This window comes from Mycolicibacterium parafortuitum (genome assembly GCF_010725485.1).
In the GTDB taxonomy this organism is placed as follows: domain Bacteria; phylum Actinomycetota; class Actinomycetes; order Mycobacteriales; family Mycobacteriaceae; genus Mycobacterium.
In genome coordinates this window covers 4,846,261-4,860,818 of record NZ_AP022598.1, presented here as the reverse complement: position 1 = coordinate 4,860,818, position 14,558 = coordinate 4,846,261, and the positions used below count along the sequence as shown (strand labels likewise).

The window sequence follows — 14,558 nt, the reverse complement described above, 5'->3', positions numbered from 1 at the left end:
TGCGCTATCTGAGGATGCTGCGTAGGCAGAACTCGTAGATGTGGTTGCCCTCGATCGGCACGCCGTTGAGGTCGGCGCCGAGGTCGCGCAATCGGCGGGTTCCCAGCACGGTCTGCATCAGGATCGCGGCGTCGGTGTCGACGTCGAGATCGGGGCGGAACGTGCCGTCGGTGATGCCCCGGCGCAGGATGTCGCCGACCAGCCGGTGCAGTGGCGCCAGGACTTTCGCGAACTCCTTCGGCCTGCTCTCCAGCAGGTGGTCGTTGTAGTAGGTCAGGCCGCGGTTGATGCTGTCCTGGGTGCTGGACTGCGCGGGGGCGCTGATCCGTTCGATCAACAGGCGCAACGCGTCGTCACCGGTGAGTGGATCGGTCTCGGCACGCCAGCGCTCGGTGGAGTCGGCCATGATCGTCTCGACGAGGGCCAGCAGTAGTTCGTCCTTGGTCGAGAAGTGTTGGTAGAACGCCCGCAGCGAGGTCTTCGACCGTTCGACGACCTCGAGCACGGTGAAATCTGTTCTGCCGGTTTCGCCCAGGATGTCCAGTGCGGAGCGCATGAAGCGACCGGCGCGGGACTCCGGGGGCATGCCGTCGGCCATGGTAATGACGTTACCGCTTTCGGCGAACCTCGGTTACTGTTCCCACGACGGTCACCGAGCGGAGGGGTTGGGCAGATGACGACGGAATCGGCGCAGACGACGGAACCGGTGCAGTGGACGGTCCAGGGATTGCTCGACCTGTTCGACGCAGAATCCGCGGGAGAGAACGCGTTCACCGCCCAGACCGGTCCCGCCGGTGAGGACGAGCGTCAGGTGGTCGAGGGCACCCAGATTCTCGCGGCCTCGATCGTCGCCGCCGCCAAGCGCTTTCCGGACAAGTCGATCCGGTCGGCGTACTCGGTGTTCGCCCGAGCGGTGATGGTGGCCGCCGGTCCGGTCGAGCTGGAGCTCGATGTGGTCAGCGAGGGCCGTTCCACCGCAACGGCGATCGTGACGGCCAAGCAGAACGGCAAGCGCTGCATCACGACCACGATCCTGGCCGACGTGCCGACCGGGGACGTGATCCGCCACCACCTGCCCAGACCCGAGGTGGCCGGCCCGGGTGAGGCGAACCCGTCCCCGATGCCGATGACCGGGCGCGAGCTGCGCCTGGTCGACGTGGTCGACGTCAACAGCCCCGACGAGGTCGGGCCGCCCGAGCTCTACGCCTGGCTGCACTACGACCCGATCCCGCAACGCGACGACCTCGCCAAGGCGCTGGTCGCGTATTTCACCGGCCACCTTGGCATTTCGACGACGATGCGCGCGCACGAGGGGATCGGGACCGCCCAGGCGCACCTGAGCGTGTCGACGGCGCCGATGACGGTGTCGGTGAGCTTCCACGAGCCGGTCACCTGGGGTGGCTGGCTGCTCTACACCCATGAGAGCACTCAGGTCGGATCGGGCATGTCCTACGTGCGCGGTGCGGTGCACACCGAAGAGGGCGAGCTGATCGCGTCGTTCACCCAGGACGCACTGATCCGCCCGCTGCGCACCACCGACACCGCGATCAAAGAACAGTCGCGGCTGTAGGGGCTACCGGGCTTCGGCCGCGAGCCACTGCTCGAACGTGGTCGGCATGATGCGGGCGTCCTCGTTGGGGAGCAACACATTTCCGGCCATCGAGACACCGAACATCCCGGACCACGTCGGCACCAACTTGACCGGGTGGCCGCGCGCTTCCAGCGTCCGGCGGGCCATGTCGACGAGGTCCTGAGTCTCGGGTCCGGCGACGTCGACGTGGCGCCCCTGCGGCGTGCCGGTGGCGACCTCGGTGAGGACTTGCGCGATGTCGTCGGGGGCGATCGGCTGCACCAGCAGCGGGGCGATGGGGGCCACGCCGTCCTGTTCGGCCCAACCCGCGACCATGGCCGCGAAGTCGTGGAACTGGGTGGCGGGCACGATCGTCCACGGCACCTGGGACGCGGCGACGAGCCGTTCCTGCTCGCGCTTGCCCGCATAGTGCGCATTGCCCTCGATGCCGTGAATGCCGACGATCGAGAGGAGAACGTGGTGACCGACCCCGGCGCGCTGCTCGGCGGCCAGCAGATTGGCGGTGGTGGTGCCGAAGTACTCGGTGGTGCGGTCCCGGTCGGCGGGCGGGGCGCTGACGGTGTCGACGACCGCGTCGACTCCGGTCAGTGCCGCGTCCAGGCCCTCGCCTGTCAACAGGTCGATGCCCTGTGACCGACTGATCCGGACCACCTCGTGACCGTCACGTTCGAGGAACACGGCGGTGCGGGCCCCGATGTTGCCCGTTGCTCCTGCGACTGCGATACGCATCGACGGCCTCCTTCACATGGCCTCGCCCGATGGTAGCCCCGCGGCGCCGTGACAGATAGGGCGAATCAGGCCGCAGCCACCGCCGACTGCAGCACCTCCAGCGGAAGGCCGCCGAGATCCAGCGCGCGGCTGTGGAACTCCTTCAGGGAGACGCCCCGGGCCAGCGTGTCGTCGCGCAGTTGCTGCCAGATCCGCTGGCCGATCGCATACGACGGCGCCTGTCCCGGCCAGCCCAGATAGCGGTCGAGCTCGAAGCGCAGGTTCTCCTCGGCCATCGCGCTGTGGTTCTGCAGGAACGTCCACGCCCGATCGGCGTCCCAGGTGCCGCCGTCGGGTGCCGCCAGCCCGCAGTGCACCCCGATGTCGATCACCACGCGGGCGGCCCGGAAGCGCTGCGCGTCAAGCATTCCCATCCGGTTGCCGGCGTCCTCGAGCCAACCCAGTTCGGCCATCAGGCGCTCGGCATACAACGCCCAACCTTCGCCGTGCCCGGACACCCAGCAGCCCAGCCTGCGCCACCGGTTCAACCGGTCGGTCAGCACGACAGCGCGGCCGATCTGCAGATGATGTCCGGGAACGCCCTCGTGGAAGACCGTCGTCATCTCCTGCCATGTGTGGAACGTGTGCACGCCCGGCGGCACCGACCACCACATCCGGCCCGGCCTGCTCAGATCCTCCGACGGTCCCGTGTAGTAGATGCCGCCGGTCTGCGTCGGCGCGATCCGGCACTCCAGGTTGCGCAATGGCGGATCGATGTCGAAGTGGGTGTCGGCCAGCGCGTCGACCACCCGGTCCGAGAGTTCCTGCATCCAGGTCTGCAGTGCGTCGGTGCCGTGGATCAGGTAGCGCTCCTCGCTGTCGAGCCGGCGCAGTGCCTCGGCCGCCGACGCGCCGGGGTAGAGTCGCTCGGCGATCTCGTCCTGTTCGGCGACGATGCGGGCCAGCAGATCCATGCCCCACTCGTAGGTCTCGTCGAAATCGACGGCGGCACCGAGGAACAACCGCGACATCACCGCATACGCGTCACGCCCGCACCCGTCGGTGTCGCGGGCGTGCGGTCCGATCTCGTCGCGCAGCACCGTGGTCAGGGACGCGTATGCGTTCGCGGCATCCTGGGCGCGCTGCTGAAGTTCGGCACGCAGCGTGGGGTTGTCGGCAGGGGCGCCGGCGACCATCGTGACGAACAACTCGGCGATCTGGCCTGCCTGCTGGATGCCGCGGCGGACCTGGCGTGCGGCCGGGGCGTGTCCGGTGGCCGCGGCCTGGCGCAACGCCTCGGCGTACCCGCTCACCCGCTGCGGGATCTGATCCAGACGTCGGGCGATGACCGCCCAGTCCTCGTCGGTGTCGGTGGCCATCAGGTCGAACACGTCGCGCATCGTCTGCAGCGGAGACGCGATGACGTTCAGTTCGCCGACGTCGAGGCCCGCGTCGTGCAGTTCGACGAGCACGCCGAGGCGTTCGCGCATCGCGGCGGCGGTGACGATGTCGGCGGCGTCGGCGGGTTCGGTCGCGTCGAGTTCGCGCAGCGCCGCCTTCGCGGCGTCGACGCGCGCCGCGACTCCGTCGGGGGAGTAGTCGGTGATCTGGTCGTCGAAGCCGGTGATCCCGGATTCCGTTGCCGCACAAGGATCCAGCGCCGCCGAGACGTCCAGATAGCGTTCGGCAACGGCGTCGACGGCCGTGGTCGGCCTAGCCAAGGTTGTTCGTCGCGAAGGTGTCGCACTTGGCCGGGTCGCCGGTCTGATAACCGGTGGTGAACCACTTCTGGCGCTGTTCGGAGGACCCGTGCGTCCACGATTCCGGGCTGACCCGGCCGGTCGCCGCCTCCTGGATCCGGTCGTCGCCGACCGCGGACGCGGCGGACAGCGCGTCGGCGATGTCCTTGTCGGTCAACGGCTTCAGGAACGTCACGTCAGTGCCCTCCTGCTTGGTGATCGACGCGTAGTGCGCCCACACGCCGGCGTAGCAGTCGGCCTGCAGTTCGGTGCGCACCCCGCCGCCGGTCGGGCCCGTCGGGTCCTGCTGGGCGCGGCCGAGCACCCCCTGCAGGTTCTGGATGTGGTGGCCGAACTCGTGGGCGACGACATACTCCTCGGCGAGTGGTCCGCCGCTGGAGCCGAATTCGGTGACCAGCGTGTCGAAGAAGTCGGTGTCGAAGTACGCGGTCTGGTCGCCGGGGCAGTAGAACGGGCCGACGGCGCTGCTGGCATATCCGCAGCCACCGGTGTTGGTCCCGCCGGTGAACAACATGACATGCGGGCGGGTGTACCCCGGCATCAGGTCCGCCCACACCCCGTCGAGCGAATTGCCCGTCGCGACCACCCGGCACTGCACGATGCTGTTGGCGTCGGCACCGGTCTGGCACTGGCTCAGGTCGAATCCCGGCGCGTCGACACCCTGGGTGTCCATCTGCTGCTCGGGGACCACCGTGCTCGGATCGACGCCGAGGAACAGCGCCACCACCACGATCAGCAGTCCGCCGAGTCCGCCGCCGACCGCGATACCCCGTCCGGGCCCGCGACCGCCCCCGGTGGATGTAGTGCTGGTGTCGATCCGCATGCCTTCGTTGAAGGTCATCGCGCCACCTCCGTCTGAGTCGCCCCGGGTCCCCGTGTCTGCGGGCTGGTCCAGCTTCGCACACTACGATTTCGGGCGTGGCCGTCGTCGCCGGAGATCCCACGATCCTGCACACCCCGTCGGGTGACCTGCGGGGCACGGTCGATGCCGGTGTCGGCGTGTGGCGCGGTGTTCCGTACGCCGAGCAGCCCGTGGCAGCACGCCGGTTCCGCGCACCGCAACCGCTCACGCGGTGGACCGGGGTGCGAGACGCTACCGAGCACGGACCGCTGCCCCCGCAGACCAAGTCGTTCGTCGGCGGTGGACGCGACGATCCGAAGGCCCGCGACGAGGCCTGTCTGACGCTGACGGTGTGGTCCCCGGACACCACCGCATCGCTTCCGGTCATGGTGTGGATTCCCGGCGGCGCGTTCGTCTACGGAGCCGGCCAATTCCAGCTCTACAACGGATCGCGGCTGGCCGTCAACGGCGATGTCGTGGTCGTCAACGTGACCTACCGGATCGGGGTGTTCGGCGGGTTCGAGCTCGGGGATCTCGGGGACGGCTTCGACGACAACCTGGCGTTGCGCGATCAGATCGCCGCGTTGCGGTGGGTGCGCGAGAACATCGCGGCGTTCGGCGGCGACCCTCACCGGGTCACCGTGTTCGGGGAATCCGCCGGTGCGACGTCGGTGCTGGCTCTGATGGCCTCGCCCGCCGCGCGCGGACTGTTCGGCCGCGCGATCGCGCAGAGCCCGGCGCTCCCGCTGATCGCCGACCGTGAGATGCGCGCTGCCAACAGCCAGGAGTTCCTGCGCCGCCTCGGTGTCGGAGCCTCTGAGGTGAAGGCGCTCCCGCAACGCGAGCTGCGTCGCGCCGCGGGCATGATCCAGCTCACGAGCGCCGGGACCACCCCGACTCTGGCGTACGGACTGACGCATGGCACCGAGCTGTTGCCGCTGCACCCGATCGATGCCGCCCGCGCGGGCGCGATGGCTCCGGTGCCGCTGATCGTCGGGACCAACAGCCACGAGGCGTCGATGTTCGCGTGGACCAAACCGCCGATGCTGCCGACCACGAGGGCGGCGATCGACGGGTTCTTCGAGCGGACCGCCCCACATGCCAAAGCGCAAGTGCTGAAGGCATATCCGAGGTTTCCGCGGCGCAGTGCGCTGGTCGCGTTCGGTGCCGACGCGATGTTCGGCGGTCCCACCTGGGCGTTCGCCGACGCGTACAGCGGCAACGGCCCGACTCGGATGTACCGGTTCGACCACTTCGGGCTGAGCCTGCGCATGCTCGGGTTGGGCGCGACCCACGGCAGCGAGATCGTGCACATCCACCACAGCTACGAGTCGTACATCGGGCGCAAACTCCACCCGCTGGGCCGGCGGATCCAGCCCGGGGTGGGCCGCCGGATGCAGCGGGCCTGGCTCGACTTCGCCCACGGCAGCGAGACCGACTGGCCGCTCTATACGGCCGAGCAGCGGTTCACCCGGTTGATCACCTCGACCCGCGACGTCATCGCGCCCGACCCGGACAGGGATCGGCGGCAGGCATGGGCAGCCGTGTACTAGAAGGGTGGTGGTTGGTCGGGGTCATTGTTTCGCGGTGGTGGGGGTTGCCAGTGTGGTGGGAGGGTTTCGGGTTCGAGGGGGTCGTTGACGAAGCGGGCGAACGGGCTTTTGCTGGGTGTGTGGTGGGCGAAGTCGCCTGTGAACAGTAGGTAGCGGCAGCGGAATCCGTTGCGCCAGCGCCGATCCCGGATCTCGTTGCGGGCCTTCTGGTTGCGGTAGCTGTTGTGTTCGCTGGTGTCGCGGTGAGCGTTGAGTCGGCGCCGCGCGGCGGTGATGCGCTGCTGCTCGCTGCGGTGCTGGGCGCGGCCCAGCCCGGGAAACAGCCCGATTCCGGCGGGGCGGGTGCGGTATTGGTGCCCGCTCGGGGAGGTCCAGATGATGGTGCCGTCGGGCAGTTGCCGGTCGTTCCAGCCGGTGTCGTGGGTTTTGTGGCGGTGGTGTGTGCGGCAGTAGCAGGCAAGGTTCCAGGGCACGGTCTGCCCGCCGGCGGTCGGGTCGTGGTGGTCGAAGGCGATGGTGTGGTCGATGTCGCAGCGGGTGGCCGGCACGTCGCAGCCGGGGAAGCGACAGGTCAGGTCGCGGGCGCGGATGAACCGTGCCAGCGCCGCGGTGGGCCGGTAGGTCACGGCTTGGCGTTCGTCGAATGGTGGGGCTTCGACGAGCCGGCGGGTGGCCTCGCGGGCCAGTTCGCGCACCAGTTCGGCGTCGATGATCCCGTAGCCGGCCAGATAGCCCGCAGTGTTGCTGTGCCCGGCGACGGTGTCGGCGGTGGCGATCACGTGGAGCACCACCTGCCGCCCCAACACCGACACCGGCCCCGGCCCCGGCCCCGGTGGTGCCGGTGCCGGTGCCGGGATCGGCGCGACGGCCTCCCCGGCGGGCGGCTCGGCCTCAGGCGCCTCGGCGGGCGGCTCGGCCTCGGGCGGCTCCAGCGCCTCGGGCTCGGGTTCGGCGGCTGGTGGGTCGTGCTGCGCGGCCGCCGGGGGGACCACGACCAGACAGGGGCAGCCCGGATCCCCACAGCCACACCCGAACGCGCCACCGGTGTTGAGGGCATCGAACACATCAGCGCGGCGCTGAGTCAGACTGCGCGGATCACCAGGGCACACCTGTTTGGCCAGCATGCTCCAGCGGGCGTCCATCGCCGCGCCCTGCGACGCCGACATCGCGCGCGCACCGCGGCCATCCCGTCCAACCCGGCGGCCACCGTGACCCGGCGCTCATCGAAGGCGGCCTGGCGGCGCCGCTTGATCGCCGCGGCATCGACTTCGGCGACCAACCCGTCGACGGCATCGCGCACCAGCTTGCGTGACCAGCGCGCCCAGGTGCGGATCCGCTCGGCCAGCGCCGCATCCAGGCGCGCCATGTGCTGCTCGGCAACCAGATCGGTGCGCTCGATGACCAACAGCACCGTCGGATAGTCGACCTCCCCGGCGGCCAGCAGTGCCGCCACCGCCGGCAACCGGGTGTGCAGCACATCGGCGTGGTGGACCAACTCCCGTGCCCGTGCCGGCGGCAGCCGCAACGCCGCCCCCACCTCGACCACCGTGCGCTCGAACGCGGTGATCAACGAGCGCACATCAGCCTCGCGGTCGATCTCCTCGACGGTGCGCCGCCCCAACAACTCCGCGATCCCCGCCGAAGCCGCCGCCATTCCGATCGCGACCTGACGATACGAATCAGCCACCCCCGAGACGACCCGCCCATCAGACCAACCATCGAACATGTGTTCGATGATACCAGCGCCGGCAGACACGTTGACTCACCAGAAATGCGCGCGAACGCCCCACCGCCAAAGCCACTTCCGGGGCAAGGGCAGCGGAAGTTAGGCCGAGAACCTCTCGTCGGTGTAGCGGCGCAGGTTGTACAGGAACCGCTGGAACATCCAGCCCATCACGGGACGCCCGGTGAACAGGCCGAACCGACCGGCGATCCCGTTGGGCTTGAGGGCCATGATCCAGGTCAGGTGGCAACCCTGCTCGGTCGGGACGACGCGGTAGTCCTCGGCGAACGCCGCGATGCTGCGCGTGGTCGCCGCGTCGAACCGGAACGCCATGCGGCTGAACGGTTCCCATGCCAGGAACACCTCGTCACCGGTGATGCCGCCGCGCATCTCGACCGTGCGGGTCGTGCCCACGCCGCGCGGCTCCGGCGACGTCCACGTCACGTTGGTGATCACGCTGGCCCAGTGGGGCCAGGACGTCTCGTCGGCGAGCACCTCGAACAGTTGCTCGGGGGTGATGGCCAGATCCACGGCGCTGACGAAGCGGTACGGCGCCGTGTCGATGAAGTCCAGCCCGACGCGCTCGCAGGGATGCATGACCATACACCTTAGGGCATTGTGTCGCGCCGGGATGAGTGGCGGTGCCGCCAGGGGTTCTGGCGCGCAGGACGGATACACCCCACCACGCTCAGGAAGGCACATGATGAAGATCGTCGTCATCGGCGGAACCGGCCTCATCGGTTCGAAACTCGTCGCGCAGCTCACCGGGGACGGCCACGATGCGGTCGCGGCCGCGCCGTCCACCGGGGTGAACACCTACACCGGAGAAGGGCTGGAGGAGGTGCTCGCCGGCGCTGACGTCGTCGTCGACGTGTCGAACTCGCCCACCCTCGACGACGCCGCCAAAGAATTCTTCCAGGTGGCGACCACCAACCTGCTGACCGCGGAAGCCGCCGCCGGCGTCGGCCACCATGTGGCGCTGTCGGTCGTCGGCACCGCCGAGATGGCGCCTCAGAGCGGCTACTTCCAGGCCAAGCTCGCCCAGGAGGAACTCATCGCCGCGGGCCGGGTCCCGTACACGATCGTGCACGCGACGCAGTTCTTCGAGTTCGCCGACACGCTCGCCGACTCCGCGACCGTCGACGGTGTCGTCCGGATGCCACCGGCCTACTTCCAGCCGATGGCCGCCCGCGACGTCGCGCGCGGAGTGGCCGCCGTCGCCGTCGGCGCCCCGGCGGGCGGCATCGTCGAAATCGGCGGCCCCGAGGCGGTGCTGCTGCCCGATCTGCTGCGCACCGCGCTGACGGCGCGCGGCGACAGCAGGCCGGTGGTCGCCGACCCCGGCGCCACCTACTGGGGCGTCGAACTCGGCGAACGGACGTTGTGCCCGGGAGTCGGCGCGCGGCTGTCCGCGACCAGGTTCGAGGACTGGCTTCGCGAACCGGCGGCCGCACGCTGAAGCACGACCACACATCACCAGTCGGGAATAGACTTCCCCCATCCAGCATCAAGATCGGACGAACCTTCGCGCGCGTCCGTGCGGAATGGACGCGGTGATGCCCATGTCGAGCCCGGACCGGTCTGCGCCGCTGCGCGGCCGCGCCGCCGAATGCGAACGACTCGACGAACTGATCGCCGCCGTCAAACCCGGTGCCCGCCAGGTGCTGGTGCTGCGTGGCGAGGCCGGCGTCGGCAAGACCGCGCTGCTCGACTACGCCGCGCGGCGAGCCGAAGGCTTTCAGCTGCTTGCGGTTTCCGGCGTCGAATCCGACATGGAACTCGCCTACGCGGGCTTGCATCAGCTGTGCGCCCCGCTGTTCGGGCACCTCGACGGGCTGCCTGAACCGCAGCGACACGCGCTCGACGTCGCATTCGGTCGCGGCGCCGGTCCGGCACCGGACCGGTTCCTCGTCGGGCTCGCGGTGCTGAGCCTGTTCGCCGCGGCGGCCGAGGTTGCACCGGTGATCGGCATCGTGGACGACGCGCAGTGGCTCGACCAGGTGTCGGTGCAGACGTTGGCGTTCGTCGCGCGGCGCTTGCTCGCCGAACCGGTTGCGCTGGTGTTCGGCGTCCGCGATCACCCGGAGCTGCTCGCGGACCTGCCCGAGCTGCCGCTGACCGGGCTGTCCGACGCCGAGGCCAGGGAACTACTCGATTCGGTGATGCTGGACGCCATGGATCCGCGAGTGCGCGACCGGATCGTCGCCGAGACCCGCGGACTGCCGCTGGCGATCCTGGAGGTGCCGCGCAGCATCTCGGCCGCCGAGTTGGCGGGTGGGTTCTGGATCTCCGGGAAGCGGTCGTCGCCGGCCGCCCTCGAGCAGAGCTACGTGCGCCGGATCCAGGTGCTGCCGACCAACACCCGGCAGCTGTTGCTGCTGGCGGCCGCGGAGCCGCTCGGAGATGCCGCGTTGTTCCTGCGCGCGGCAACACGTTTGGGACTGCCCGTGGACGACCTGGCTCCGGCTGAGGCCGACGACCTGATCGAGTTCGGCCCGCGAATGCGGTTCCGGCATCCGCTGATCCGGTCTGCGTCCTATCGCGCGGCCGACCTCGCGGCGCGGCGGGCCGCGCACCGCGCGCTGGCCGACGCGACGGACCCGAAGGCCGACCCCGACCGCCGGGCATGGCACGCCGCACAGGCCGCCGCCGGCCCGGATGACGAGGTCGCCGCCGACCTGGAGCGTGCCGCGCTGCGGGCCACCGGCAGGGGCGGAATCGCGGCCGCCGCAACATTTCTGGAGCGGGCCACGGCGCTGACTGCGGACTCTCGGCTGCGGTCGGCCAGGGCCGTGGCGGCGGCGCAGGCCAAACGCGACGCCGCGGACACCGACAGCGCCCACGAATTGCTCGCGATCGCCGAACTCGGAGAGCTGTCCGCCGAGCAGCACGCGCACGTGGCACGGTTGCGGGCGCAGATGGAGTTCATGCGCAGCCGCTCCGGCGAGGCGGGCGCACCGAAGATCGCCGACACCGCGCCGATACTGCTCGACGCCGCCGCGCGGCTGGCGGACCTCGACGACGACTCGTCACGGGAGAGTTACCTCGAAGCCATCGCGGCACTGATGTACGGCGGCCGGTCTGCCGATCCCGCCGCGCTGCGTGCCGCGGCGGAAGCCGCGCTGCCCGCGATCGCCGGCACCCGGTCGCTGCGGCCGGTCGACCTGCTGCTCAAGGGGATCGTCGAACGGATCATCGGAGGTTTCGGCGCGGGTGCCGAAACGCTGAACGCCGCGCTGCGGGGGATGTGCGCGCAGGCAGAATCCGACGACATCGCGGTCGGGCGGTGGCTGCGGGTGCCGGGGTTCCCGATCCTGCAGGAGTCGGCCGCGCACGAGCTGTGGGACGAGGCTGCCATCCGCACCCTGGCCACGTGCGCGGTGCACCACGCCCGGGACTCCGGTGCCCTCGACGGATTGCCCCGCGCGTTGACCTACCGCGCCGGCGTGCACCTGATCGCCGGAGAGTTCACCACCGCAGAGCAACTCATCGAGGAGGCGCACTCGATCACCGAGGCGACCGGGCACCGATCCCCGGTGCGCTATCACTCGGTGCTGCTGGCCGCGTGGCGCGGTGACGCCGCGACGGCCGCGAAGCTCATCGACAGCGCCCGCGCGGATGGCCGCTCCCGCGGGGAGGGACGCCTGGACGGGTTGACCGGATACGCCGCCGCCGTCCTGCACAACGGCCTCGGACAGTACGACGAGGCGTATGCGGCGGCCCGCGACGCCGCGACCTATCAAGACCTCGGCTTCCACGGCTGGTGCCTGTACGAGATGGTCGAGGCGGCCACCCGCGCCGGAGCCGGCGATGCCGCCGCGCAGGCCCTCGCGACGCTGCAGGCCTGTGTCGGCGCCGCAGAAACCGACTGGGCCGTAGGCGCATTGGCCAGCGCGCAGGCGATGCTGGCCGACGACGACGCCGCCGAGGCGCTCTACACCGAGTCCATCGAACGGTTGAGCAGGACCCGGGTCGTCGTGCACCTCGCCCGGACCCGGCTGATCTACGGCGAATGGTTGCGCCGTAACAACCGGCGAAACGACGCGCGGCGCGAACTGACCACGGCCCACGACGCGTTCACCCAGATGGGTGCGCGTGGGTTCGCCGAACGCGCTCGCCGTGAGCTGGTCGCCACGGGGGAGAAGGTGCGCACCCGCGAGGACCGCGCAGGCACGGGCCTCACCGCGCAGGAGGCGCAGATCGCGCAGCTGGCCGCCGACGGCTTGACCAATCAGGAGATCGGCGCCCAGTTGTTCATCAGCTCCCACACCGTGGAATGGCACCTGCGGAAGGTGTTCGCGAAGCTGGGAATCACCTCGCGCCGTCAACTGCGCACCACCGCCCTCACGCCCTGATCCCAGGGATCGAGGGCCACCAACTACGGGCCGGGGACTACGGGTTTTCAAGGGTTCGCCCCGGTGCCGAACCGGCGAATGTGGGTGGTGAATCAGACACCGCCACCCGCAGGAGATCCGATCATGACCGTCACCTTTCTGCCCGCCAGATCCACTCCCGACGCTGCTCTGTCCGCCAGGTTCGCCCGGGAGGTCGAACCGCTGCTCGCTGTCCTCGGCCGCGGGGCTCGCCGGCTCGCGCGCAATGAACCCGAGGCCGAGGACCTGCTGCAGGACACCCTGTTGCGCGCGTATCGCGGGTTCGGCACCTTCGAAGACGGCACCAATCTGCAGGCCTGGCTGTTCCGCATCCTCTACAACCGCTGGGTCAGCCTCCACCGGGCCAGGCAGGCCCGGGTGACCGAGGTGTCGGCCGCGCTGCTCACCGACCGCGACCTGGCCGCCACCGCCGCCCGGCTGCCGGGCGGCCCGCGCTCGGCCGAGGCCGAAGTGCTCGACGCACTTCCCCACGGTGACGTCAGGTCCGCGCTGGCCTCCCTGCCCGACGGCTTCGCCGAGGTGCTGTTCTACGCCGACATCGAGGGCTACACCTACGCCGAGACCGCTGTGATCCTCGGCATCCCGATCGGCACCGTGATGTCGCGGGTGTCCCGCGGCCGCAAACGCCTGCGCATCGCGCTGGCCCACCTGTCCCACGGTCGCGGCGAATCCGTCGTCGCCGCCGTCACCGCCTGACCGCCGCCTTCACCACACCGGAGCAGCCATGCAACTCACCGACAAACACGCTCTCGTCACCGGCGGCACCGCGGGCATCGGGCTCGCGTGCGCCCGGCTTCTGGCCCGTGAAGGCGCCGTCGTCACCATCACCGGCCGCGACGCCGACCGTGGTGCCGCGGCGGCCGCGTCGATCGACGGACCCGTCCGTTTCCTGCGGGCCGACCTCGCCGACGCCGAATCGGTGCAGGAACTGGTGCACCGTGCCGGGGTGGTCGACATCCTGGTCAACAACGCCGCCGCGTTCCCGGCCGCGCTGACCGTCGACCAGCGTCGCGATGCGTTCGAACGCACCTTCGCGACCAACGTCGCCGGCACCTACTTCCTCGCCGCCGGGCTGGTGCCCGGCATGGTCGCCCGCGGCGCCGGAAGCATCATCAACGTCACCACGATGGTCGCGTCGAAAGGTGTGCCCGGCGCAGGGGTGTACGCCGCATCCAAGGCCGCCGTCGAGTCGCTGACGCGCACCTGGGCCGCGGAGTTCGGGCCGGCGGGGGTGCGGGTCAACAGCGTCGCCCCCGGACCGACGAGAACCGAAGGGGTGCAGGCCGAATGGGGTGAGACGAACGAGGAGCTCGGCCGTTCGCTGCCGCTCGGGCGGACCGCCGAGCCCGACGAGATCGCCCAGGCCGTGTTGTTCCTGGCCTCTCCTCGGGCGTCCTTCATCACCGGTTCGGTGCTGCACGCCGATGGCGGCGGCAGTGCTGTCTGACTGCCCTCTGACCCCCGCTGAGTTTCCACGAAAGGATCCGACATGACAGAAGCGACGACGCCCGAGGCCTACGACCCGTCCTGGGAGAGCGCGCTGACCGTGGTGCAAGAGGTGACACCGCCGTTCATCCCCTACGGCGCCCACGCGATGACCGTCGTGATCGACTACCCGCCCGGCAGTGCCGGCGCCCCGCCGCACCGGCATCCCGGCGGGCCGGCGTTCGGGTTCGTGCTGGAGGGCGAGATGCTGTTCGAGCTCGAAGGTCAGCCGCCGCGGGTGGTCCGTGCCGGGGAGGCCTTCTGGGAACCGGGTGGCGAGGTCATCCACTATTCCGACGCCAACAACCGCGACGACGTGCGGTGCCGGTTCACCGTCACGATGCTGTGCGTACCCGATCAGCCGATGCTCGTCTTGGTCGACGCCGACGAACTGGCCGCGCGGGCGCACCTGCGGATACCGCCGGGGCGGTGAACCCGGGTGGCGGGACGAACTCGGCGGGCCGCTTAGACTGATCTGTCGACACTCGCCCGGTCGCCCGCCC

General features: G+C 70.1%; 14 protein-coding genes. 7 read left to right on the top strand and 7 right to left on the bottom strand.

Features of this window, described 5'->3' with window-relative positions; translation table 11 throughout:
- Positions 1-4: 4 nt before the first annotated feature.
- Entirely contained in the window at positions 5-598 is a 594-nt protein-coding gene (locus NTM_RS22885) for a TetR/AcrR family transcriptional regulator (protein ID WP_104865490.1), read from the bottom strand.
- Between the two features lie 75 nt (positions 599-673).
- Here NTM_RS22885 and NTM_RS22880 point away from each other — a divergent pair, with 75 nt between their 5' ends.
- Positions 674-1,570: an acyl-CoA thioesterase gene (locus NTM_RS22880; RefSeq protein ID WP_163768103.1), complete on the top strand. Its 897-nt coding sequence runs from the start codon at positions 674-676 to the stop codon at positions 1,568-1,570.
- A 3-nt stretch (positions 1,571-1,573) separates the two neighbouring features.
- Here the strand turns inward: NTM_RS22880 and NTM_RS22875 are convergent, their stop codons facing one another.
- The 3 genes from NTM_RS22875 to ypfJ all read right to left on the bottom strand — a co-directional run bounded on the left by NTM_RS22875 (position 1,574) and on the right by ypfJ (position 4,900).
- Positions 1,574-2,320, bottom strand: coding sequence for an SDR family oxidoreductase (locus tag NTM_RS22875; protein WP_104865488.1), 747 nt, complete (start codon positions 2,318-2,320; stop codon positions 1,574-1,576).
- Between the two features lie 65 nt (positions 2,321-2,385).
- Positions 2,386-4,020 (bottom strand): DUF885 domain-containing protein, encoded by a 1,635-nt coding sequence (locus NTM_RS22870; RefSeq protein WP_163768101.1) that lies wholly within the window; start codon positions 4,018-4,020, stop codon positions 2,386-2,388.
- On the bottom strand, positions 4,013-4,900 hold the full coding sequence (ypfJ, locus tag NTM_RS22865; protein WP_104865486.1) for a KPN_02809 family neutral zinc metallopeptidase: 888 nt from the start codon (positions 4,898-4,900) through the stop codon (positions 4,013-4,015). The genes NTM_RS22870 and ypfJ overlap by 8 nt, the downstream gene beginning before the upstream one ends.
- A 77-nt stretch (positions 4,901-4,977) precedes the next feature.
- Between ypfJ and NTM_RS22860 the strand changes: the two genes are divergently transcribed.
- Complete coding sequence (locus NTM_RS22860) at positions 4,978-6,453, top strand: carboxylesterase/lipase family protein (RefSeq protein ID WP_163768098.1); 1,476 nt, start codon at positions 4,978-4,980, stop codon at positions 6,451-6,453.
- Here the strand turns inward: NTM_RS22860 and NTM_RS22855 are convergent.
- The 3 genes from NTM_RS22855 to NTM_RS22845 all read right to left on the bottom strand — a co-directional run bounded on the left by NTM_RS22855 (position 6,450) and on the right by NTM_RS22845 (position 8,779).
- Positions 6,450-7,619: an HNH endonuclease signature motif containing protein gene (locus NTM_RS22855; RefSeq protein WP_163768096.1), complete on the bottom strand. Its 1,170-nt coding sequence runs from the start codon at positions 7,617-7,619 to the stop codon at positions 6,450-6,452. The two genes, NTM_RS22860 and NTM_RS22855, sit on opposite strands and share 4 nt — an antisense overlap.
- Positions 7,535-8,179, bottom strand: a complete 645-nt coding sequence (locus tag NTM_RS28710; RefSeq protein WP_163768093.1) for a DUF222 domain-containing protein — start codon at positions 8,177-8,179, stop codon at positions 7,535-7,537. Before NTM_RS28710 ends, NTM_RS22855 begins: the two co-directional genes overlap by 85 nt.
- A gap of 99 nt (positions 8,180-8,278) precedes the next feature.
- On the bottom strand, positions 8,279-8,779 hold the full coding sequence (locus NTM_RS22845) for an SRPBCC family protein (RefSeq protein ID WP_179963976.1): 501 nt from the start codon (positions 8,777-8,779) through the stop codon (positions 8,279-8,281).
- 100 nt (positions 8,780-8,879) lie between these two features.
- Between NTM_RS22845 and NTM_RS22840 the strand changes: the two genes are divergently transcribed.
- The 5 genes from NTM_RS22840 to NTM_RS22820 all read left to right on the top strand — a co-directional run bounded on the left by NTM_RS22840 (position 8,880) and on the right by NTM_RS22820 (position 14,488).
- Positions 8,880-9,635, top strand: coding sequence for an SDR family oxidoreductase (locus tag NTM_RS22840; RefSeq protein WP_163769595.1), 756 nt, complete (start codon positions 8,880-8,882; stop codon positions 9,633-9,635).
- Between the two features lie 103 nt (positions 9,636-9,738).
- Positions 9,739-12,531, top strand: coding sequence for a helix-turn-helix transcriptional regulator (locus NTM_RS22835; protein ID WP_163768086.1), 2,793 nt, complete (start codon positions 9,739-9,741; stop codon positions 12,529-12,531).
- Between the two features lie 123 nt (positions 12,532-12,654).
- Positions 12,655-13,266: a sigma-70 family RNA polymerase sigma factor gene (locus NTM_RS22830; protein WP_104861479.1), complete on the top strand. Its 612-nt coding sequence runs from the start codon at positions 12,655-12,657 to the stop codon at positions 13,264-13,266.
- A 28-nt stretch (positions 13,267-13,294) separates the two neighbouring features.
- Positions 13,295-14,017 carry an SDR family NAD(P)-dependent oxidoreductase gene (locus NTM_RS22825; protein WP_104860781.1) on the top strand — a complete coding sequence of 241 codons (723 nt, stop codon included), beginning with the start codon at positions 13,295-13,297 and terminating at the stop codon, positions 14,015-14,017.
- 42 nt (positions 14,018-14,059) lie between these two features.
- Positions 14,060-14,488, top strand: a complete 429-nt coding sequence (locus NTM_RS22820) for a cupin domain-containing protein (protein ID WP_104860782.1) — start codon at positions 14,060-14,062, stop codon at positions 14,486-14,488.
- The last annotated feature ends 70 nt before the right edge of the window (positions 14,489-14,558 follow it).

Excerpts from the sequence above, each read along its gene's own strand:
- ypfJ (WP_104865486.1), bottom strand. The coding sequence starts at position 4,900 with ATGACCTTCAACGAAGGCATGCGGATCGACACCAGCACTACATCCACC.
- NTM_RS22885 (WP_104865490.1), bottom strand. The coding sequence starts at position 598 with ATGGCCGACGGCATGCCCCCGGAGTCCCGCGCCGGTCGCTTCATGCGC.
- NTM_RS22855 (WP_163768096.1), bottom strand. The coding sequence starts at position 7,619 with ATGTCGGCGTCGCAGGGCGCGGCGATGGACGCCCGCTGGAGCATGCTG.
- NTM_RS22830 (WP_104861479.1), top strand. The coding sequence starts at position 12,655 with ATGACCGTCACCTTTCTGCCCGCCAGATCCACTCCCGACGCTGCTCTG.
- NTM_RS22820 (WP_104860782.1), top strand. The coding sequence starts at position 14,060 with ATGACAGAAGCGACGACGCCCGAGGCCTACGACCCGTCCTGGGAGAGC.
- NTM_RS28710 (WP_163768093.1), bottom strand. The coding sequence starts at position 8,179 with ATGTTCGATGGTTGGTCTGATGGGCGGGTCGTCTCGGGGGTGGCTGAT.
- NTM_RS22840 (WP_163769595.1), top strand. The coding sequence starts at position 8,880 with ATGAAGATCGTCGTCATCGGCGGAACCGGCCTCATCGGTTCGAAACTC.
- NTM_RS22875 (WP_104865488.1), bottom strand. The coding sequence starts at position 2,320 with ATGCGTATCGCAGTCGCAGGAGCAACGGGCAACATCGGGGCCCGCACC.
- NTM_RS22845 (WP_179963976.1), bottom strand. The coding sequence starts at position 8,779 with ATGGTCATGCATCCCTGCGAGCGCGTCGGGCTGGACTTCATCGACACG.
- NTM_RS22880 (WP_163768103.1), top strand. The coding sequence starts at position 674 with ATGACGACGGAATCGGCGCAGACGACGGAACCGGTGCAGTGGACGGTC.
- NTM_RS22825 (WP_104860781.1), top strand. The coding sequence starts at position 13,295 with ATGCAACTCACCGACAAACACGCTCTCGTCACCGGCGGCACCGCGGGC.
- NTM_RS22835 (WP_163768086.1), top strand. The coding sequence starts at position 9,739 with ATGTCGAGCCCGGACCGGTCTGCGCCGCTGCGCGGCCGCGCCGCCGAA.